This window comes from Chengkuizengella axinellae (assembly GCF_030730905.1).
In the GTDB taxonomy this organism is placed as follows: Bacteria; Bacillota; Bacilli; order Paenibacillales; family KCTC-33759; genus Chengkuizengella; species Chengkuizengella axinellae.
In genome coordinates this window covers 19,390-40,996 of record NZ_JAVAMP010000012.1, presented here as the reverse complement: position 1 = coordinate 40,996, position 21,607 = coordinate 19,390, and the positions used below count along the sequence as shown (strand labels likewise).

Genomic DNA, 21,607 nt, shown 5'->3' with positions numbered 1-21,607 from the left:
AGGAGTACATACATCTTGAAAAAACGAGTAACTCTCATTATTTTTGGACTTGTACTAGGGTTGATAGCTTTTGCAGCAAGCTATGTATTTGTGTTTCAACAAAACGAAACAGTAGAAACATACGTATTTAAAGAAAACGTAAATACAAACGTTGCTCTTAACCCGGATATGTTCGAGAAAAAAGAAATGCCCAAAGCAGCTGTTCCTTCAGACGTAATAACAGACCTAAAAGCCATTGAAGGAAAAATACTAAAGGGTTTCACATTAAAGGGTTCCATTCTCAGACTTCCAATGTTAGTAGAAGCATCAGAAACAAAGATGTCAGGAAAATTGTTGAAATTTGAAGATGCGAACTCAAGAGCAATAGCCATTCCTCTTTCTACAAACAGTACAGTAGGTGGAACTGTCCAAACAGGGGATTTAATTGATTTGTATATCATTGATAATGATATTAAAACAGGGATTTTATTTGCAGAAAGAGTGGAAGTATTAGAAGGTTCACCAAAAAATGATGAGAACAGTTTAAAAAACAAATCCATAAAAGTTGAACTATCTAATGATCTAGTAGAAGAGTATGTTAATTATATGGCCGGTGGAGCTAATTCGTTTGTCAGTTTAATTCCGCTTGGTCTTGAATCTGAAGAAAAAGAAGAAACATTAGATTCTTTCTTTGACTCCTTTTTTAATAGTCAATCAAGTGAAACAAAAGAGATTGAAATATTCGATACCACAGAAGCAGTTATTGAAACAACGATAATTGAAGAAACTGAAGAAGGTGATAACCAGTGAACATACTATTATGTGGGGAATCGGTATTTGTAGAAGAACTGACATCAATTATTACTGAAAACAATCATAATGTAGTGGCTATAGCAACTTCTGTAGCTCAATCTGCGGATTTCCTTAAAACATCAGGATATGACGCTGTTTTGATTGGATTTAATGAAGAAGAATCTTACGCTCTTCTTCAAGATTTCAAACCAGATAATCATATAAGAGTCTGGGTTTCAATTATAGACTTTAACCTTAATATATGGAAAAAGTTTGCCACTTTAGGAGCCATAGCAATTTCTAGAGGGACAGAAAGTGAAAGTATTAGTAAATATAAACCAAGTGAATTGAACACTGTAAGTTCAAAGACATCAATAAATCCAGACCCTGAAATGGAACAAATTAAAAAAACAGACCGAAAAGTTAGACAAGAAAGACTCGAAGCAAAGACAGCAAAAGTAGGTGTTTTAAAAAATAGAGTTTTTTCAGTTTACTCACCTAAAGGCGGTGCAGGTAAAACAACTGTTACTACATATCTTGCAAACATCATAGGAAAACACTCAGGACTCAAGGTTTGTATCATTGATCTTGATCATACAAGAGAAGGTAGCGATATAGCTAGAAAATTTGGTTACTTCTTAGTAAATGATAGTCCACCAAACAATGTCATTACAAACTGGGCAACATTCCCTGAACGAGACTATCGTTCTTGGGATAAAGTATCTCAATATGTAACAGAAACATCATTAAATAACCTATACTTTTTATCATCTCCTTGGAATGTTGAAGATGTTGAATTTATGACAGGAGATTTAATAGAAAAAGTAACTCATATCTTAAAACAGCATTTTGACATTATTATCTTTGATATGTCGGATGATTTAAGAGATAACAATACCAAAGCTTTAGAAATAAGTGACAATATCTTATTTGTAACAGGAGCTGACCTTGATCAGATAGATATTTCATCTGGATTTACACAAAGAACCGTAAGAAAACTGAATCTTCCTATTGAAAAGTTTAGACTAGTGTTTAATAAGGTGCCTAATAAAATACCCTACACTCTTGAAGAATCAGCACAAAAAATAGGTTTACCTCAATTTGCTAGTATTCCATATGATCCCGAAGTTGAAAAATACAGAACTACGAAACTAGGGATAAATGAAGATCTATCAAAAACACCATTTGGATTTGCTGTATATAGATTAGCTCAAGAAATTCTACCTGAAGGAGCAATAACTAAGAAACATAATAAACGTCCATGGTTTCTACGACTATTCAAAAGAAAAGGGGTGGTCTAAATTAATATTGCCATTCCATTATTGTTTTTTCTTTCTGTGTTTTTTATAACGATTAGTTTTGTTCCTGGATCTAAGCTTAAAGCATTCAATAAAGAAAAAGAAAAAAAGAAACTGACTTTTGAAGATATTCCACCCTGGGGTATTGATTTAATGGGTGCACTTATTACATTTCTAATATTTAACTTAGTACTTTCTTTTAAAATGGGATTGATGGCTGCTCCATTTGGTCTTCTACTAGCAAAAAAAATCCCTGTTTTAGTAAAGAAATGGAGGTTTTACTTTTTAAGAAAGAAAGTGCTGGAGGAATTAGAGGGGGCTTGTATGGTGATTTCTTCCACCGTTCGTGGAGGATTAACATTACTAGATGCATACAAATCAACCATTAACTATGTAAGTTCTCCATTAAAAGAAGAGTTTGAAACTATTGTCAATCAAGTCCAGTACGGAGGAAGAACTTTAGCTGAAGCAGTAAAAGGATTTTCAAAAAAATATGAATCACCAGAAATTGAAATGTTGTATCATGCTACCTATTTGGCTACAACGGTGGGAGGAAAAGAAGTTCCATCCATTATGAAAAATTTATCTAATAGCATTAGAGAAAGGAAACAGATTGATAAAAAGATCAAAGCAAAAACTACTTATCAAAGAATCAGTGCTGTAACAATCAGTCTGATTCCAATCATGATCCTATTTACATTTAAATTTATGGCTCCTGAACTTTACCAATCCCTGCTATTTGATGCAAGGATTTTTTTAGTGATTGGAATTTTATTAACAGTCGTTGCCTGGTACTTTATTTTTAAAATTATGAATTTTGAAGATGTGTAACACAACAAATCATTCAAATTAATAGAAAGGAGTACAACATGATTTATTCAATCATGATAGGAGTTTCCGTATTCATTATCATGGCAGCCCTTATTCCTGAAGCAATTTTAGATAAGAGTTTTTCAACAACTACTAATAAAAAGAATAAAAAAAATACCTTAATCAAACAAATTGTTCTTCAATTTGGTGAGATAGGTGCATTATTCTATATAAATGTGTTATCAAAAAATAGTTTCTTTAAGAAAAAACATGACACTATTGAAAAATTGCTAGTTAAAAATTGGTATCCTAAAGAAAAAGCAAGTGATATTGTTGGTTCACAGTGGCTATTAGCAATCTGTTCATTACTTTTAGGTATGATCACTTTTCAACCCTTAATCATGTTATTGGGATTAATTTTAATTTTTATTGTACAGTCACAACTAGAATCAAAATGGAAAAAAAGAAAAGCGATTATGGGTAGATATGTTCTTTCTCTTGCTGAATTAACAGCAGTTGGAGTATCTGCAGGTTTACCTCCAATCGAAGCGCTACAAATGGCCATAAAAGACCGTGATAACTTCCTTTTTGATGAAATACAAGATGCAATAAACAAAGTTAGATTAGGTGTTGCCGCTAATAAAGCATTTATGGATTGTTCAAAAAAAGTGGATTTACAAGAAATGTTTGCTTTTATGGATCAACTTATACAAGCAATAGATACAGGTTCTAGTGGTTTCTCTGAATCAGTCGTTGAAATCGTCAAACACCTACGAGAATTAAGACAAGCAAAAATAGAAGAAATAGCAGGAAAAACGGAAGCCAAACTATTACTTCCTTTGATGATGATATTTGGTTCCGTTATTTCTTTTTTACTTGGTCCACTGACACTCACATTTAGAGATGTTTTCTAAGTCGTTCTTTCCCTTGAAAGAACGACTTTTTCTATTTATGAAAACAAAATTTTAGGAGGGCTATATTCATGAAAGAATTTTCAATTAAAACTTATGTTAAGGTAAAACACATTTTTGGAGGAAAGAGAGGAGATTTTGTACAGCAAGGATTGCTTTGGACATTAATTGCTATTGCAGGAATTACTGCTCTAACAGCGATGGGTGGAGCAATTACTGATAAGTTTGATACGCTAAAACAAACATTCTTAGATACAGATCCAGATGATGTTGAAGGTACTACTTAAAATAAAATGACTAATAAATGAAGCTACCATTTCCCATTTTGGTAGCTTCGAATTTAGGGGTATAAGGAGTGTGAAGATTACATGCCTACATCATCATCCATTTTTAAAAATGTACAGCGATCCAACGATAGACAAATTATAAACCAATCTATCGTGATTGAAACTAGAGATTATTTATCTGAACAAATTCGTCAAAAAAAGGTAGACTTCTCACAAGAAGAAATTATTTTACGAAAACTACAAGACTTTTTACAGCACAAAGGATGTAACTATCAACAAGCTTCTGAAATCATAGAAGAAATTATAGTAGATATTAGAGGGTATGGTGTTATTGACTCACTAGCGAAAGATCCAGATGTATCAGATATTATCATTCACAAGCATGATGATATTACCTATGAAAAAGGTGGAGAAAAGTACAATTTTCAAGGGAAATTTAAAGATCAGAATCAATTAATGATGTTTATAGAAAAGTTAGCTTTGTTATCTCGTTCTCGTATTGATATATCTAATCCACTAGCCACATTTACGCTACCTGAAGGTTGGCGCACAGCTGTATCAATACCCCCTGTTTCACTACATCCTAGTGTAGCGATCAGAAAATTTGCAAGTGTACCTACGGTACAAGATTTAATCAATAATGGATATTTTTCTCCACAATCAGGAGCATTTTTCAAAGCTTTAATTGAAAGTAAACGAAATATTTTATTTATTGGAGGAATGGGAACTGGAAAAACAACAATGATCGCCATAGCAAGCAGTATGTTTAAAAATGATGAACATCCATTGTTGATTGAAGAAGTTATGGAGTGTCCTATCGATGTTCCACATTTAAGAAGATTAGTCGCTAGACCACCTTCTGTAGAGGGCACAGGGGCAATTCCTTTAGGACTTTTATTAAAACAAGGACTAATGATGAAGCCAACTCGTGTAATCGTTTCTGAGGTGCGTGATGGAGCTATATTCTATATGCTTCAAGCTATGCTAGTTGGTCATGAAGGATCAATGTCTACCATTCATGCAAGTTCAGCTCAAGAAGCGCTACACAAAAGAATTCCTTCGATGTTGTCCATGAGTCAAGAAGCTTCTTTATTGTCACAAGAAGAGAAAATTGGTTATGCTGCATCTGCATTACACTTTATTGTTCATTTAGAACAAGATCCGAAAACAGGAAGAAGATATTGTAAATCGATTAGTGAAATTGTAGAAGATCCAAAACCAAAAGCAATTGATGTATTCGTACAAGAGGGAGATACAATGAAAGCAACTGGACATATTCCACATCGCGCGATAAAAGGAGCAGCACATTATAACTATGATTATGATTTAAATTGGTTTAAAAATTGACCTCTGTTAGGAGGTGGGCAGTATATGATCGAGATTTTACGTCTTTTCCTAGAATTTGTTGTGATATCTACACTTATTTTTTTATTAGCTTTTTATATTATATTGTCAATATTTAAGCTATAGGGAATAAAAGGAGTTACAGGAATGAAAAAATATATCCTTATTTTTTTATGTATTTTAATTACAATAGGAGGTTTATTTTTAATAACAATATACAACAAAGATGAACAAATAAAGGAAATAAATGTTGAACAAATAATTGGTAAAACATCTTCACCAGAAGAAATGATTGAACATACTTACTCTGGAAATATAGTTGAAATAAATGATAAAAAAATCGTTATTACAAATGGTGAAGAGGAAGAATCTTATCGTATTACAGATAATACTAAAGTTCAAAATGGTGTATCTTATGCTAGTTTGGACTTAATTAAACCTGGTTTAAAAGCAAATATATTAAGCTATAACGGAGTAGCTAAAATCATTCATGTGAAAGTTAATTAATGGGGGACTTTTCAGTGAAAAAAATATTGATATCACTAGTAGTCATTATGGCTCTAGCTGGATGTAGCAGTGAATCAAAAGAAGAAAACCATTCAGGAACAACAGAAGAAAAGAATGAAGATATAGAACTGGTTCAAGAGGAAGAACCAGAAACAATCAAACAATATGAAGAACCAGCTCAGTTTGTTCATGAACTATTAAAGTCAGGTCAGTTTACCGTAGACTATTTAGAGGAACAAGTAGCTCCTCCACAAGATAGTAGTTTATCACAAGAAGAGATGGATAAACTTGCTGACACTATGCTCACTAATCTAGCAGATAACATGGATTGGTATCAGAGCGAAATGGAGAAACTAGAGCTTAGTGATCAAGACAAATTACCATATGATCCGAAATTTGGAATTACTGAAGAAGAGTATAACTTATTATCAAATGTATGGGATCAAATAGAATTAGTGAAAACAAGAGAAGGGCAATTAAAAATTCAGAAAGTAGATGGAAAGATTGGTATAGCTGGTAAAAGCACAGGAAATGTACTTACGAAAGTAGGAATAGATCTTGAAAACAATAAAATACTAACTGAATTTGGAATTGCTACATATGACAGAAAAATTGAAGCAAATGAAAATCAAATCTTAACAGGTATTTGGAATGGATACTGTTGGAAAATAGCAGAATCCACACATGATTTTGAATTTCTTTTCACCGACCTAAATATTTGCATTGGTCAACTCGTAGAAAGTGGAGAAACTATTATATACAACAATGCAGGTCTAATTGATAATTTCGGAGTAGTTATGGAAGTCAGTGAATTAATTAAATTTCAAGGTAACAAGCCTTAAAAGATTATCTTATACAAGTTTTTTTAGAAGAATTGACAGGAACGAAGAGATCATTCATAATATATGATTTTCAAAATGCATGGCATTACTTTTGGATTCAAAGACAGAATAGATCGCAACTAATTACGATCTATTCTAACCAAAGTGTTATTGGTTGTATTGAAGATTGGCGGCTCTTTAATATTATATGAAACTTTTAACCATATTATTCACACACAAATATAAAAAGAGCTTATATAACTAGAGAAGTATAATAGTTATAAGAGGGGTGATAGACACATACTCCTGTAACAAAAAGGATTAGCCTATTATAATTTAAGAGCCATTTGATCATGATATTTATTCTGGAAAAACAAACTAATATGTTGTAAAATAGTATCATACTCATTTTTCCTTATCAATTTAGGATCTAATGATAGAAAAAGTCTATCTTTATAAGATAGTTAACCCAAATCAATGAATATGATGGGTCTGGCTCACTATGGATAACATATGGGATAAGCGAAATTCCTCATGTTTCAACAAAGAAATTCGCTGATAAAATTCGAGGAACTAAAATTTTATTACTCAAATTCTGCAATTGACAGAGATTTGATGACAGAAAGCGTATTCTAATTTTAGAATAGACTACACATCTATTACATATTAGTTTATGAATTTTAAGGCGTGCAATTTTGTAGGTCTATTTTTTATTTCTCAAATTCAAAGCAAACTTCTTTCTGAAACACATTCAGAAGAAAGGTTTTTGCTTTTATATATAGATATGGAATTAGAAAGGAGGAAGCTCCTCATCAACAAATGTTGGGGAGCTTTTCTCCTAGCATGTGTGATGAAGGATAAATAACTATTATTAATGTTGTTATTTAAAACTAGATAAATAAAAACTCAACTAAAAGGAGAGATTTATAATGAAAAAACTCAGTTTATACTTATTGATTCTTACATTAGTATTTTCAGTCTTATCAACAAGTGTTATTGCGGATACTACAAGTTTTACAGATACAAAAGGACACTGGGCTGAATCTTCTATAGAAAGAATGGCTGGAGAAGGTCATATTGGGGGTTATCCAGATGGTTCTTTCAAACCAGAGGGGCAGATTACTAGAGCTGAGTTTACCGCCATCTTAACTAGAATTGTAGGAATTGATGAAGTTGAGAATCCATTTAAAGATGCAAACGATGCAAAGTGGGCTGATGGGATTATCGGTGGCGCAGAAGATGTTGGAATCATAGAGAAATCTGAATATGGAAGCTACTTTCAACCAAATACACCTATAACAAGATTAGAAATGTCAAAAATGATTACTAGAGCTTTTATTTTAGAAGATGAATATGAAGATAAGTTTGATACATATGGTTCATATGATCAAGGGGGTTTAATCTTTAAAGATGCAAAAGAGATTAGTAATGACGATGCACCTTATGTAGCATTCGCTACAGATTTAGGCATTATCGGAGGTTATCCAGATAAAACATTTAAACCTTTTAATCAAGCTACAAGAGCTGAAGCAGTCGTCATGTTACTTAGATTTATAGACAATGATATTGAAGACATAGATAATTCAACAGGCGGCAGTGGGGATGTGAATCCGAATCCAGATGATAATGTAAACGAAAATCCTGCATATGATCCAGATATGCCAAACGTTTATAAATGGGTGAATGAAACTCGAATTAGTCCTAACTATATTAGTTTCTTAAATAAACAAACTCAAAAAATTGAAAATGGAACTGCTTCAGAAATTGATTTACACAAAGCTAGATTCCACGCTGATGAATTGCTTTGGAGCTATTATAAAGGTTCAATTCCAGTAAGTGAATATGAAGAAGAAACTCTAGATCGTATTGCTAATAGAAAAGGTAAAGCAGATTGGGATGATCTTTCGGAATTCGATAAAGCTTTGTATAGTACTTATGGAGGAAGCATTGAAGAAGCAATTCTATTAAGTTATAGCTTTGATAAAGATGAACATCTTGAATGGGTAGTCGTTAGACCAGCTGGGATGAGACATGCTTTTAAACTCTCAGTGGATGATCCATCAGGAAGCGTGGTATTAAACCGAGGTTGGGCAGGGGTGAATGATGCTAAATTTGACGCTGTATATGCCGAAATTGCCACTCCACAGTTATTAAATCAGATTATTGATTTAGGTGTACCAATTAGTGTACGGCTCAACTCTCATAATGGAGATGAATTTGATGAATCAGGATTTCCTTCTACACAAATAGAATTGGGCATTAGAGCAAGAGAGATTAAACGTGCAAATTCCAATAACGTCGTAAAAATCTTATATGGTGGGGACTTTGCAATCAAAATTGGGGGGATTAGTAATCTGACCAATGCAGATATTGTAGAAGGAAGTACGATTATTCCAGCTGAATTTTTAGAAATTAAACCATATACTAAAGGACAAGAAAAATACATTGTAACAGATCTTTACTAAAAGAAAAGATCAATAAGTCGACTATTAATTTAGTCGGCTTTTTTTATTCCTATTTATTGAAAGGAGTTGTTATATAGATGAAGATGAAACGATGGAAATCCTTCATGATGATGGGATTATCTTTACTATTAGTCCTAATGGTTATTCAACCCTTCATTTTTGCAAATGAGCCGTTTGATATCAATCTAACAGCAAATTATAGTGTTCTATACGAACAAAAGCCTTCTCTTGATTTCAAGGACAAAGTAGGAAGAATTATTTATGCCATTACGATCCCAGATATTTTAGCTACAACGGTGACTACGTCTGAAGGATCTAAAATCATGTTAAATTACGAACAAATTCAAACGAATGACGAACAAATTAATGCTTCTTGGGATGCAACTGGCAGTTTCATTACACCAAATGTCAAACAGGCATCAGAACTACAGAGCAACATGCTGACATCATGGAAATGGTGGGTAGATAATGTCTCTAACATTGAGAAAAAAGTAATTCAATTTGAAGAATACGTTTTATACGAAGATTTACAACAATACGTCGGACAAGTTGCAGCACCAGATACATTCTACTTTCAGGGCATTACCTATATAGCTGATGGAATGGTCATTGGTGCTTTCCAAGGGCAGAAAGCAACCATAGAGGTAGATCAATATTTAAGGGATGGTTCAGGGGATAATTCAGAGCGCATATTCAAAGTGGATTTACGTATCACTGTTACAGCAGAATATGATCAATTAGCCCCAGTAAAAGAGTATAAAACCTATTGGTTTAATCATTTTACGGAAGTGTCACTAAAACAATTTGCTTTTTCTGCCACCAAAACAGCATTAGATGGTACACCTAAAAGCAGTTCTGATGTAGCAGGAGATTTAGATGTATTAGTTGTAGACGATACCTTAAACATGACGTTGTTAAGTACGTTTAATGGAGCATCAACAACAGATAACTATAATGATGATAAATGGGTCAAAGAACGGAAAAATCCAGGCGCACATGGTCCGATGTATGTACCAACTTATTTGATGTCTATTTATCTAGACTATGATCCTGAAACAAATCAAATAAGTTTATATCCTGAAGCCAAAGCTGATGTAAGCAAATTATGGTCCACTTTAGAATCTTCACAAGCTCCGAAGATAAGTACAAATATACTTCGAAATCACGGAGATTATGTGATGGTCGTCCCAATTTTAAATGTCTTCAGATTTTACGATGATATTGGGAATCCAGACAATAAAACCAATGTGGGTGCAGTACAATGGAGTGAAGTCACTCAAAAGCTAGAGGCAGAATTCATCAAAATCCTAAAAGGAGAAACACCAAATAGTGGTTTCCAAAAAATTATAAACGATATTAAAGAGAAATATAATCAGAATCTTGATGTGGAAACAACAGCAGAAAATATAGCGAATCAAGCACTTGATCTAATAATGGCTAAATTGAAATTAGGATATGATTCGATTGAACTATCAGACTATCATGATGTACCTTATGGCGATATAAGAGTTCAATCTTTAATGCATGATCGGTTACTTCCTGCAACAGCTCAAGGAAGAGAAGATATTATCTCTTTTGTAAAAGATTACTTAGTCCAGGACGATCCTACAATACAGTCTGAAAATGATCAAAAATTAAAAGAATTGTATGAGGATCACTATACAGCACAAGATATTGTGGATGCGTGGTTTTCAGATACCCAAGAACTCATGACACGAAACATTCTTGCGTTCCCGTTCAAAGTCAAAGAATTTGATGATTTAGAGATTGTCATTACGGATACAGGGATTACACCAAAAGTAGCCAACCTAAGTGCAGCACAAGGATTAGATGAATATGAGAATCAAGCACAGTTTAGTCAGGAAGCGAATCAATCCAGTTATGGTGTCCCTGGAAAGCAGTATACGGCCACACTGACTATTACAAACAATGCAGATTACCCTGTAACCAATGTTGTACTTAGAAACTATGTGGTGAGTTCTCAACCAGGGGCAGGCAATACACCAAAAATCTATAACACGACAGATGAACAAAACATTGGGATGTTTTTTGGAACGCAATATACATTTAAGGGAAATGACGGTCTAGATAAACTCGTTCCAAACTTCCCTGCGAATGCACAAATTGATCCATCACTTTCTAATGTACAACACTTTCAAACGACAGGTGTGAATCCAGGCTTTTTAGATCCAGGGGAAACCTTTGAAACGACCTTCCAGTGGAGAATGCCAACGGAAACACAAAATCCGAACAAAGATCCAATTTACTTATATGTCACCGTTGCAGAAGAAATAGAAAAGAATAGTGCTATGATCCAAACAGGAGCAAATGGAAATGTGAACTGGGAACCGGCTTTTTCAAATACATTACTCCAATACATTCCTGGGGAAGAGAAAGCTACACTAATCTCATTTACACCGAATCAAATTGTACCAAGTAATGAAAGTGAAGAAATTCCAGATCGAGACAATCATACTGTGGCTATTCAATTAGATGTGGCTGATCCTAACTCTGATCCAGATATTATTCCAAAGCAAGATCTAAGAGATGAAATGGACTTCCTACGTTTTGCAGAAATTACAACAGAAACAGAAAGAGAAGTCGAAGTATGGGTGGATGATGGCTATTGGGCCAATCTTGGAAGTGGAACGGTCAACTATAAAAGAACACAATGGATTGTAGAATAGGGGTGGAGCATATGAAAAAAACAACCATTCTTTTCATCGTTCTATTTTGTCTAGTCACAACAACCATTGGCTATGCAGGCACTTACGTAACAGAGGAATTAATAGATGAACATGGAAACACATGGGTGGTCAATGGATTGTGGGAAGAAGTAGATGGACAACGTGTTTTTTATCCATCCCCACCGACTGGACAAGTTTGGGTAGATACATCAAGATTCGAAACCCAAACCCAAATCATCGAAAAAACAGAATACATTACAGTAAGAGATACGATATATACACCAACAGCAACACTAAGACAAGCAGCTGTTGGAAATCATGAAATTATAATGACACTAAACAACCCGAACTACTTTAACATTAAAGTGAATGTATATATTAAAAGTTTAAGTCCAGATTCTGAAGTAAGAAATGAGTATCTGGAACAAGAAGTGAATGATTTAGTGTTAAGTCCTGGTACAAAGGAATTAACATTCGATAGTGTCAAAAGGCATGAAGGTTTTACAAACTATGAAATTATTGTACGAGTGACTGAGAATCTACATCCTGATGTGCATCCAGATTATGAACAAATTCGTGAACTCGGCTCATGGTATCCTGATGTGCCACTGTATATTGAATTTTTATATCCTGAAGTGACACTCAATACAAATAACGCAAGCTCTGAAGGATCATTTGGAACGGACTGGACATTCCGGAATCCAAATACAATCGATTTTGAATATAAGTTAGAAATTGATGATGCGAGAGGAAGAAAAACACTAGAAACAGGAACGATTTCTCCTGGGCAAACGATAAGAGGGTCAGAGATTGCTATTCCAACAAAGGATCGCACGAATACGCAAACGTTTATAGGTACCTTTGATTATTCAAGATCTGCACCTTCTATTAAAGAAAGCCAAGATTCATTTACGTTTAATATTGCATCGGCAGGAATTTCGTTATCTAGTAGTAAATCAGATGTTGCGATGCAAACAGATGTGAAATCAGAATCCACAGGCTGTAGATATGGACCAGATAAACATGATGTTACATACACATGGTTTGGTGCAAGCTATACGGTTTCATCTAGTGTTTCTAACAATAGTAATATCCCAATATCAGTTACCGTAAATGTCGGTCCAAGTAGTGCAAGTTACAATCTAGCACCAAATGGTTCAACATCAGGACCTTCTACAAGTGATACAACAGAAAATGATGTAACGATTGATGGAGATACAAAATGGCATACACACACAGATAGTGATAGTGAAAGTATATCTGTTACGGGGTGGAAGAAAACTGCAGAAGAAAGTTATTCATGTAATCCACCTCCACCAGATCCAGATGACAATTAAGAAATATGAAGGGATGCCAAATGAGCATCCCTTTTTTTATGTTCTATAGATGAAAACAACTTTATGTAAAAAGGGTTGATGTAAATTGAAAAAGATATTAGGAAATAAAAGAGGCTTCATACTCATGGCAGCTTATATGGTGCCTGTTTTAATTGGTTTAGCTGCGCTAGTCTTGGAATTTAATCAACTAAGAGTGATACATAATGAATTGCAAGCAGCTGTAGATGCTGCATCGATGGCTGGAGTATTAAGAGCAGAAATTGATACAGAAATCATTTATGAAAATGAGTATGACAGTAATGGAAATCTAATTAATATCACTCCTACGGTAGAGAATTACACCATAATTAATAGCCAACAAGAAGCTTTTAACTACGCTTATAAGGCGTTTAAAAAGAATATGGATGCACTTGGTTGGGATGATGATGGAAGCACTAGAATCACCGTTTACTCCAGTGATTTATATGGAGAGATTCTAGCTAGTGGAATGACAGATGCTATAACAGGAAATGGGGTATCTGATGATCGAAGAGACTTTAGTGATGTAGATCAATACTATTTCAAAGCAGAAATTCACGTTAAAACAGCTTTAATCGCTCCTGCTGTTCGAGTGTTGGCATATATAGCTGGTGAAGAAGCACCAGTAGATGATTTTGGGGAAATTATCATGGAAGCCGATGCGGTGTCTAGAACTAAAATACAGATTGAATAGGAGGGATAAACGATGAAAATATTTAAATGTAAAAAAGGATCATTAATGGATGCTGCACTTGTCCTACCACTACTAGTCTTAATTATTGCCTTTGTTTTTGATATGGGCATACGAATGATTGTCTTACAAGGAACATCTGCTGCAAGTCGTGAAGCAGCTAGAGATTACGCAAGGTTTCAAGACGAAACACAGGCTATACAAATTGCGAATGGATCTTTTAATAGTTTAGCTAGTTCACTAGCAGATGTGAGAGGTGTAGATATAGATGTTTCATTTGATGGCGTGAATGACTACGCAACCGTAACGGTAACTACAGAATTAACAGCAGATGCATTTTCTTTTGTGTGGTCCATGATGGGGTCAGATATAGAAAACGAAATGGAAAGAAGCATCGTTTATCCTATCGAAATTAAAGATGGTTCACAAGACTTCTAAAGGAGAGAGGCAATATGATGATTATGCTAAACATTATATTTTGGTCGGTGTTTCTATTTGTAGCCATATATGATGCAAAATATAAAATCATTCCGGATACAGTACCCATTGTTTTAGGAATAACAGGATTCTTTTTATTAGGTCAGCCAATGAATTCACTCTGGGGAGCTCTAGCAGGTGGTGGCATTCTTCTTCTAATAGCTTTATTGAATCAAAACTGGGTCGGTGGTGGAGATGTGAAAATCATGATTGGTTTAGGTATCGCATTTGGTTTAAGTGTAATGTGGATTTTATGGATAGCTTGTTTCTTAGCGCTTTTAAGTACTTTATTTATGAATAAAAAGTCGATGGCTTTTGCTCCATTTTTATTTATATCTTCACTGGGGGTGCAAATGAGTGTTGTATACATTCTTTAAAAAGCGATTATCAAATAAACGAGGAGATTTCATTCAGTATGCTCTAGCCTTACCTCTTATTCTCGGATTAGTTTACGGCGGGATCATTCTTTTTGGTGTAGTTAATGCAAAACAGACAGTTGGTGAAGCAGCATGGGCAGCTGTAAGAGAATATGCCGTCTCTCAAAGTAGTGGTAAAACCAAACAAGTTGCTGCAGAAATTGTGGAAGCACACTTACCCGTAGATAGTGTAAGTTCCGTCGGTCAAGATTCTAATTTACCCGATGGTTTTGTACAAGGGATTTTATTTAAAGAAGGAGACTACTATCGTTTAAACTCATTAGGAATACTTGAGCTCTATGTGTTAGATAGCACATTAGAAGAACAGTTAGATGATTACATAAATAAGAATGTAGCGCTGCAAGTGAAAGAAGTCACCATTGATACAGAACTAGATCACGATGCTACTACAGAAGGAACAATACAAGAATCAGATGCTGATGGTTCAAATACAGGAGAGGTTGAAATGGTCAGTGGTGTAATTTTAGATAATCAATAGACAAGGAAAGGAGAAAAACATGTTTAAAAAAATCGGAGTCTATTTCTTAATATTCATTTTCACAATCTTTCCACTTACCATAAGCATAGCCGAAACTGTAGGAACGAATGCTGAAGGTCAAACAACTTATACATTTAGTAATACATCCACAGGTCGAACAGGAAGCATTCAATCCTGGACAGTACCGCAAACGGCTGAATATCAAATTGAAACGTGGGGAGCTGAAGGTGGACGTTACGGGGGACAAGGAGCATATGTATCTGGTACATTTGAACTCACCGAAGGTGATACGTTGAAAATTCTCGTAGGACAAGAAGGGAGTTATTCCAGCAGTGCCCCTAGTGGTGGCGGTGGGACTTTTGTAGTTACAAATTCCAATACTCCATTAATTGTAGCAGGTGGTGGTGGCGGTTCATGTTATAGCACTGATTCAAGTGATGGAAAGGGATCGTACACCACTTCAACTAGTGGAGGAAATAAAGGTAGTGATGGTGCACCTGGCGGGGGTGGTTTTAATGGAAATGGTGATGATGGAGATTCCACAGAAGGAGGATTTAGTTTTTTAAATGGTGGAAAAGGTGGAATAGGTGATGATGGTGGTGCTTCCGGTGGTTTTGGCGGTGGCGGTGGTGGTGATGACGATGATGAGAGTTGTTCTGGTCCTGGTGGCGGTGGTGGATACAAAGGTGGAAATGGTGGTGGAAATGGTTCATATGCAACAGGAGGATACTCTTATAATGCTGGTGAAAATCAATCAAGCAATTCAGGTATTAATTACGGACATGGCCAAGTCGTAATTACACAGATCTCTGAAATTGATTTAAAGGTGCTTTGGGACAATAGTATTGAAGTTGCAAATAATGAGGATGTATATCAGTCATTTAATGGAGGTTTCTTCTCTACATGGACAGTACCGTCTACAGGAAATTATAGAATAAAAGCTTACGGAGCTGAGGGCGGTTATAGAGGTGGCGGTGGTGCTTACGTCGCTGGAACATTTTACTTAACCGAAGGTGAAGAATTAGTCATTATGGTAGGTAGAGATGGTGAAAAAGGAGATGATGCCCCAAGTGGGGGAGGTGGTACTTTTGTCACTAAAAAAACCACCAGCACTCGATATCATCAACAAACGTATGGTTATGTAGAACCTCTCATTGTAGCTGGTGGGGGTGGTGGTTCTTGTGAGGAAGATCCATACAGTAACGGTAGTGCAACGCATAGTACCAGTACTAGTGGTGGGAAAGCTACTTCTGGAGATTCCGGTGGTGGCGGTGGCTTTGCTGGTGATGGTGAGGACGCTACTGCAGATGGAGGACACAGCTTCTTAAACGGTGGAAGTGGTGGAGATGATGCTCAAGATGGTGGCCGTGGTGGCTTCGGTGGCGGCGGTGGTGGTGACCATGATAGTGGTAGTTGTCAAAATGCAGCTGGTGGCGGTGGCTATCACGGTGGGGATGCAGCAGGTAACAATAAAGATGCTGCTCAAGGCGGATTTTCTTACAATGTTGGATCTGATAAAGAAGGCATCGATGGTTATCAAAGTGGGGATGGAAAAGTCATCATTGAAAAGAATGCACCAGATATACCATTAGAAGAAAATGTTTTCCCTACCCCAACAACTGTAGGAGAACCAATTGGACTTCAAATTCATCTATCTCATCCAGAAGATAGTAGAACTTGGGATAGTGTAAGAATCCAGGTTCGTTTTGTTAACAACGATACGGGTCAATCACTAAATTTTTATTCAAGTAATTTTGATGGAACCCCAAATGAAAGCTATGAAAAGAATTTTAATATATCGACCAATACAATGCCACATGGTGTGTATACGGTGTATTACCGCCTTATAGATCAAGAAAATGAATATGCCGATAAAATGCAACGTTTTTCAAATATTATGATCATAAAACCAGGTATTCAGGTTGATTTTAGTGATGAAAATGAATTTCCTAGTGAATGGGAAGTATCTGAAAGAAGAGAAGTAGAGTTTGCTTTCAAAAATGAAGATAATAAAACCTTTGATAAAAATGAGACAACATTTGAAATTCAATGGCTTAATAATGCAGGAACCGTGAAACATGAACAAACTTTAGATATGACAGCGAACCTAGGTACAGGGAGTACGATGAGATTTACTGCACGTATTACATCTCCTTCAACTAATGACACTTATACAGTCATTTATCGTGTTATAAATAATGGAATAGAAAGCAATACACAACAAGAATTTTATAATATAAAAGTATTCGATTCAAATACTGAATGGAGAATATTTGACTTTTCCTTAGTGGATGAGAATTTACTCTATTGGACAGGAAGAAGATTTGATTCCGACTATGATATCACAATTGATTCATCTGGCAACCCAGTAAAAGTAACTGTAGAGTATAGAGTACCACTCATATTCCCAATCCCAAACTTATTTAATGGGGGATCATGGGAACCAGTAGTTGCAGTTAGTTCAACGGCTGAAATGAAAATCGAAGAGTCAGAGTTTTAACATGTATTTAACTATATTGTAATGTCATACAAAGTCTGATAAAAAAATGTAATTGAATCTAAAATAATATATTACAATGGAAAGTACTATTTTATAATATAAAATAATAGAATTACACACAAAAATATGATAAACTTTCCTTAGCAAAATTTACTAAGGAGTGAAATTCTAAATGAATACAACATATAAATTTTTTGTAGCGAATGATAATGGAAATAGTGAACACGATATAATCATCAATAAAAAAATGATACAGCAACCAAATGTGTTGGTGAAACATGCCGAACTAACTTACAATTCTGATGTAGATGAATCAAGCTTTGTAAAAAACATACATAATGAACTGATTGTTACGGTTAATTCACCAAGTGCTGATCCTGGAATGTATAAAATCGGCAACTATGCTTTAAAAAGTGCTGGTGACGAAATTGATAACATTAATGTAGATCACGATAGAAAATATGAAATTGATCTACCTATTGTCAATACATTAGCAAGAATTGCTGCTTGCGGAATTGAACAAGCATTTGAGGAAAATGGTTTAGTGCCAGTGGATATTGAAATTACGGTAGATATGAGTACAGCTCTACCGATTAAACAACATAATGAGGAAACAGCTGCTAAATTTGAAAACAAGTTTACAAAGGACAAGCACTTAGTTACCGTGCACATGGGGCAAAGAAGAGTCAACACAACAATAAAGTTTGAATTTGTGAAATGTGTCCCAGAAGGTTTTACAGTCCCATTTGCTCTACAAGCTGATTTTGAAACTGGTAAATGGAGAACAGGTGAAATATTTAAAGAATTTGCTGAAGAATATAAGTTAGAAAGTATAGATGGTCAATATTTCAAGGATAAGACTATATTAGGAACAGACATTGGAGATGGGACAACTGAGTATCCTGTAACGCGCGGAAATAGACCTGATCGTGATTTTAAACATGGGAGTAATCATGGAATTGGTAGAGCGATTGAAAAGGCGCTAGATTCATTTAACGATGCTATCAATATCCCTGACAGCCCAAGACAATACTTTGCAGAGGTACTTAAAAACCCTAAACACAAGTTTCATATCTTGGCTAAGAAAAAATTACAAATACATGTAGATAAACAAGCTGAAAGAATTTTAGACAACATAAAATCACAGCTAATAAAGTTAAGATATGAAGTAGACTTCATCTGTGTTTATGGTGGGGGTAGTATTCTCATGAAAGAGTATTTGCACCCTAAATTAAAAGAACTTTGTGAAGATTATCAAATCAAACTATTTTACGTTCCTTCAGAGTATGCAATCACACTCAATGCTGAGGGGCTAGACATTTTCGTTAATGGAAACATATTCAAAGCATTAAAAGAGAAAGCAAAAACCACGGTCTAGTCACTAAGGAGTGTGCAGAATGAATAGAAAAACTAAAGAGAAAACACAAGGAAGTAGTATCTCGGGTAGATTTACTAATAATGAGTCACAATTAATCTTAGATTGGTGGAACACTCAATCTAAAGCTTTTGAGAGTGTTAAGTATTTAATAGAAAAGGAAATTCTTCAAAATGGAATTAATAATCTAAATCAAATCATACCATTAGATCGTGATTTGGATCGACTTATTGCTTTAAAAGAAAACGAACATCCAGAAGCTTTAAGACTAATTGAACAAATTTACGGTATCACTAACAAACAAATTTCTGTAAGTAGCTTAAGTCAGGAAGAAGTCATTACAGGTACGATCGGACAAACTAAAATCAATAAACCGATAACACCAATTAAGGAAAGTGTGGAGATACAAACAAATAATATTCATGTTACTCCATCTACTGAAAAAGAAATAGTGAAAAAGGAATTAAAAACTACTGCTAAATCTAAAAAAGAGTATTCAAATGAAGAAGCTGATTTAGGAATGTCAGCTGCTGATGCAGAAGACTGGTAAATATAATAGATTATGCTATAAAATAACACAATAATAAAGTAATCCAATAGTTATGGAGGGGTTGTATGATACAATTTACAACACCTTATTTTCCACCACCAGTTGATAGAAAAGATGGGGAATTAAAACATAGATATAAAATGAAATGGTTTAATTCCATACGTGAACAGTTGAAAGATCATCATCAATCATATGAAGCAATTAATGTTGAAATCACATATTTTTTTGATACTCTTTCCTCACAGGATCTTGATAATATAGAGTTTAAATACATTATAGATGCATTTAGACAACTCAAAATTATACCTGATGATACATGGAGAAGAGTGTCCATTAGGTTAGAAGGGGAATATGATCCCTATAATCCTAGAACAGTAATTAAAGTAGTTCCAAGAGAAATAAAATCATATAAAAAACTAAAATATAGAAACACTGATGAAGAAGAATGGTGAATTTACCATTCTTTTTTTATATTATGAAAAGTCATTTATATCCAATCAGAAAGAGTATATCAATAGATTTAAATATCCAAACAGAAACGAAAGTTTTATGCCAGATTGGATAATAGAGAATAAGTGTAATTACATAAGTATATACCCTTCAATCCCTTTTCATTAATGCAATTTGTAATATGAGATCCTCTAATTGTATATTAACCAAATTGGTTCAAGGTAGGATGTTGGTAAAACAGACTGCCTTGTTTGTAGGTTCCTTTTTTTAGGTATCAAGTAGATTGTTGTCATCTTATAAGATGACAACAATAAATGAATAGGAGGTGCTCTTAGTGGGTTTAGCAAGGCCAAATGAACAAGACTTTAGAATTCTAATAGACATCTACACGTACAGAGTTTTAAGTGTGCAACAGTTAAAACAGATTCATTTTCCTAATACTTCAGATTATCATTATCGGAAATTAAGAAATCTTTATCAAGATGGCTTATTAATCAAAGACAGGATGACAGATCCTAAAAGTGGTAGAAAAACTGGGACATGCTACTATATTTCTCACAAAGGAATTGAATTTTTAATCAAACACGGTTTATTGAATCAAAAAGATCAACCATTTAATGCTGCGCGTTCTCACAATACTAAAATGCAACGTCACGTTCTCACGTTAAATGAACTGAAAGTTCAATTAACCAACTGGGAATGGATTGATGGACGAGTTATCAAAAGAGAACTTCCAATGGAAAACAATACTAAGATTGGAGGTGCTCTAAAAAGAGACAACGATACAAGATATGTGTACTTAGTTGGGGAAATATTTAATCGAAAAAATCCATTAAAAGTTGAACAAATGCTAGCTGCACATGAAAAAAGAATCTCTTTAATCGATAAGGAAATTGAAAAATACCAACTCAAAAAGGTAATCATTTTTGTACGAACTGAAGAACTTTATAGTTATTTTTATCACAATTATTCCGGATTTGCTTCTGAGTGTTGGTTACTCCCTTATCGGTGGGGCATATATCTTCTTAAAAATCCTGATTCACCCATTGAACAATATGCTTCAAGAAAAGAAGGTCTTTTTTATAAAATCAAAGACAGAAATTACATTGATATGTACCAAGGAGATATACAAATATTAAAGACAGCACAAGCACAGGATAAACCATTCTCTATTTTTACAAATAGTTTACTGGAAAAAACAATTAAAAAGCTTGTTGGACCGAATGTAGATATACATTCGGTCCAATTTCAAAAAGATAAAATACCTTTAACGATCCAATAAAACCTAAAAGGATTGATTGTTATGAGATTAACACCTAAGTTAACTTTGATCATTATCATCATGATCTTCGCAATATTTAATAAGAGCTTACTAGATTCCATTCAATTACCC

20 protein-coding genes are annotated in these 21,607 nt (G+C 34.5%); all 20 read left to right on the top strand.

The window, feature by feature from the left end; translation table 11 throughout:
* Nucleotides 1-15 precede the first annotated feature (15 nt).
* Nucleotides 16-789, top strand: coding sequence for a Flp pilus assembly protein CpaB (cpaB, locus tag Q5Y73_RS18675; RefSeq protein ID WP_305993438.1), 774 nt, complete (start codon nt 16-18; stop codon nt 787-789).
* Nucleotides 786-2,072, top strand: coding sequence for a CpaE/TadZ family protein (locus tag Q5Y73_RS18670; RefSeq protein ID WP_305993437.1), 1,287 nt, complete (start codon nt 786-788; stop codon nt 2,070-2,072). The genes cpaB and Q5Y73_RS18670 overlap by 4 nt, the downstream gene beginning before the upstream one ends.
* 150 nt (nt 2,073-2,222) lie before the next feature.
* On the top strand, nt 2,223-2,900 hold the full coding sequence (locus tag Q5Y73_RS18665; RefSeq protein WP_305993436.1) for a type II secretion system F family protein: 678 nt from the start codon (nt 2,223-2,225) through the stop codon (nt 2,898-2,900).
* 38 nt (nt 2,901-2,938) lie between these two features.
* The gene (locus Q5Y73_RS18660; RefSeq protein WP_305993435.1) at nt 2,939-3,793 is read left to right on the top strand and encodes a type II secretion system F family protein; all 855 of its coding nucleotides are present in this window, start codon (nt 2,939-2,941) and stop codon (nt 3,791-3,793) included.
* A 68-nt stretch (nt 3,794-3,861) separates the two neighbouring features.
* The gene (locus tag Q5Y73_RS18655) at nt 3,862-4,077 is read left to right on the top strand and encodes a Flp family type IVb pilin (protein ID WP_305993434.1); all 216 of its coding nucleotides are present in this window, start codon (nt 3,862-3,864) and stop codon (nt 4,075-4,077) included.
* Nucleotides 4,078-4,158: 81 nt separating this feature from the next.
* Complete coding sequence (locus Q5Y73_RS18650; protein ID WP_305993433.1) at nt 4,159-5,424, top strand: TadA family conjugal transfer-associated ATPase; 1,266 nt, start codon at nt 4,159-4,161, stop codon at nt 5,422-5,424.
* A gap of 144 nt (nt 5,425-5,568) precedes the next feature.
* Nucleotides 5,569-5,928 (top strand): hypothetical protein, encoded by a 360-nt coding sequence (locus Q5Y73_RS18645; RefSeq protein WP_305993432.1) that lies wholly within the window; start codon nt 5,569-5,571, stop codon nt 5,926-5,928.
* A 14-nt stretch (nt 5,929-5,942) separates the two neighbouring features.
* Nucleotides 5,943-6,770, top strand: coding sequence for a hypothetical protein (locus tag Q5Y73_RS18640; protein WP_305993431.1), 828 nt, complete (start codon nt 5,943-5,945; stop codon nt 6,768-6,770).
* A gap of 908 nt (nt 6,771-7,678) precedes the next feature.
* Nucleotides 7,679-9,214 carry an S-layer homology domain-containing protein gene (locus Q5Y73_RS18635; protein WP_305993430.1) on the top strand — a complete coding sequence of 512 codons (1,536 nt, stop codon included), beginning with the start codon at nt 7,679-7,681 and terminating at the stop codon, nt 9,212-9,214.
* A gap of 77 nt (nt 9,215-9,291) precedes the next feature.
* Entirely contained in the window at nt 9,292-11,901 is a 2,610-nt protein-coding gene (locus Q5Y73_RS18630; protein WP_305993429.1) for a hypothetical protein, read from the top strand.
* An 11-nt stretch (nt 11,902-11,912) separates the two neighbouring features.
* Nucleotides 11,913-13,238 (top strand): hypothetical protein, encoded by a 1,326-nt coding sequence (locus Q5Y73_RS18625; protein ID WP_305993428.1) that lies wholly within the window; start codon nt 11,913-11,915, stop codon nt 13,236-13,238.
* A gap of 124 nt (nt 13,239-13,362) precedes the next feature.
* On the top strand, nt 13,363-13,950 hold the full coding sequence (locus tag Q5Y73_RS18620; protein ID WP_305993427.1) for a pilus assembly protein TadG-related protein: 588 nt from the start codon (nt 13,363-13,365) through the stop codon (nt 13,948-13,950).
* Between the two features lie 12 nt (nt 13,951-13,962).
* Entirely contained in the window at nt 13,963-14,385 is a 423-nt protein-coding gene (locus Q5Y73_RS18615) for a TadE/TadG family type IV pilus assembly protein (protein WP_305993426.1), read from the top strand.
* Between the two features lie 14 nt (nt 14,386-14,399).
* Nucleotides 14,400-14,801 (top strand): prepilin peptidase, encoded by a 402-nt coding sequence (locus Q5Y73_RS18610; protein ID WP_305993425.1) that lies wholly within the window; start codon nt 14,400-14,402, stop codon nt 14,799-14,801.
* Nucleotides 14,782-15,339 (top strand): TadE/TadG family type IV pilus assembly protein, encoded by a 558-nt coding sequence (locus tag Q5Y73_RS18605; RefSeq protein ID WP_305993424.1) that lies wholly within the window; start codon nt 14,782-14,784, stop codon nt 15,337-15,339. Before Q5Y73_RS18610 ends, Q5Y73_RS18605 begins: the two co-directional genes overlap by 20 nt.
* A 19-nt stretch (nt 15,340-15,358) precedes the next feature.
* A complete protein-coding gene (locus Q5Y73_RS18600; protein WP_305993423.1) occupies nt 15,359-17,839 on the top strand; it encodes a glycine-rich protein in 2,481 nt (826 codons plus the stop codon).
* A 172-nt stretch (nt 17,840-18,011) separates the two neighbouring features.
* Complete coding sequence (locus Q5Y73_RS18595; RefSeq protein ID WP_305993422.1) at nt 18,012-19,217, top strand: ParM/StbA family protein; 1,206 nt, start codon at nt 18,012-18,014, stop codon at nt 19,215-19,217.
* 19 nt (nt 19,218-19,236) lie between these two features.
* Nucleotides 19,237-19,764, top strand: coding sequence for a hypothetical protein (locus Q5Y73_RS18590; protein ID WP_305993421.1), 528 nt, complete (start codon nt 19,237-19,239; stop codon nt 19,762-19,764).
* Between the two features lie 65 nt (nt 19,765-19,829).
* A complete protein-coding gene (locus Q5Y73_RS18585) occupies nt 19,830-20,216 on the top strand; it encodes a hypothetical protein (RefSeq protein WP_305993420.1) in 387 nt (128 codons plus the stop codon).
* A gap of 332 nt (nt 20,217-20,548) precedes the next feature.
* A complete protein-coding gene (locus Q5Y73_RS18580; RefSeq protein WP_305993419.1) occupies nt 20,549-21,496 on the top strand; it encodes a replication-relaxation family protein in 948 nt (315 codons plus the stop codon).
* The last annotated feature ends 111 nt before the right edge of the window (nt 21,497-21,607 follow it).

Bases quoted from the DNA above. Each gene is read 5' to 3' on its own strand.
- Q5Y73_RS18665 (WP_305993436.1), top strand. From the start codon at position 2,223: ATGGGTGCACTTATTACATTTCTAATATTTAACTTAGTACTTTCTTTT.
- Q5Y73_RS18620 (WP_305993427.1), top strand. From the start codon at position 13,363: ATGGCAGCTTATATGGTGCCTGTTTTAATTGGTTTAGCTGCGCTAGTC.
- Q5Y73_RS18625 (WP_305993428.1), top strand. From the start codon at position 11,913: ATGAAAAAAACAACCATTCTTTTCATCGTTCTATTTTGTCTAGTCACA.
- Q5Y73_RS18645 (WP_305993432.1), top strand. From the start codon at position 5,569: ATGAAAAAATATATCCTTATTTTTTTATGTATTTTAATTACAATAGGA.
- Q5Y73_RS18600 (WP_305993423.1), top strand. From the start codon at position 15,359: ATGTTTAAAAAAATCGGAGTCTATTTCTTAATATTCATTTTCACAATC.
- Q5Y73_RS18635 (WP_305993430.1), top strand. From the start codon at position 7,679: ATGAAAAAACTCAGTTTATACTTATTGATTCTTACATTAGTATTTTCA.
- Q5Y73_RS18655 (WP_305993434.1), top strand. From the start codon at position 3,862: ATGAAAGAATTTTCAATTAAAACTTATGTTAAGGTAAAACACATTTTT.
- Q5Y73_RS18615 (WP_305993426.1), top strand. From the start codon at position 13,963: ATGAAAATATTTAAATGTAAAAAAGGATCATTAATGGATGCTGCACTT.
- Q5Y73_RS18590 (WP_305993421.1), top strand. From the start codon at position 19,237: ATGAATAGAAAAACTAAAGAGAAAACACAAGGAAGTAGTATCTCGGGT.
- Q5Y73_RS18585 (WP_305993420.1), top strand. From the start codon at position 19,830: ATGATACAATTTACAACACCTTATTTTCCACCACCAGTTGATAGAAAA.
- Q5Y73_RS18630 (WP_305993429.1), top strand. From the start codon at position 9,292: ATGAAGATGAAACGATGGAAATCCTTCATGATGATGGGATTATCTTTA.
- Q5Y73_RS18650 (WP_305993433.1), top strand. From the start codon at position 4,159: ATGCCTACATCATCATCCATTTTTAAAAATGTACAGCGATCCAACGAT.
- Q5Y73_RS18660 (WP_305993435.1), top strand. From the start codon at position 2,939: ATGATTTATTCAATCATGATAGGAGTTTCCGTATTCATTATCATGGCA.
- Q5Y73_RS18595 (WP_305993422.1), top strand. From the start codon at position 18,012: ATGAATACAACATATAAATTTTTTGTAGCGAATGATAATGGAAATAGT.
- Q5Y73_RS18610 (WP_305993425.1), top strand. From the start codon at position 14,400: ATGATGATTATGCTAAACATTATATTTTGGTCGGTGTTTCTATTTGTA.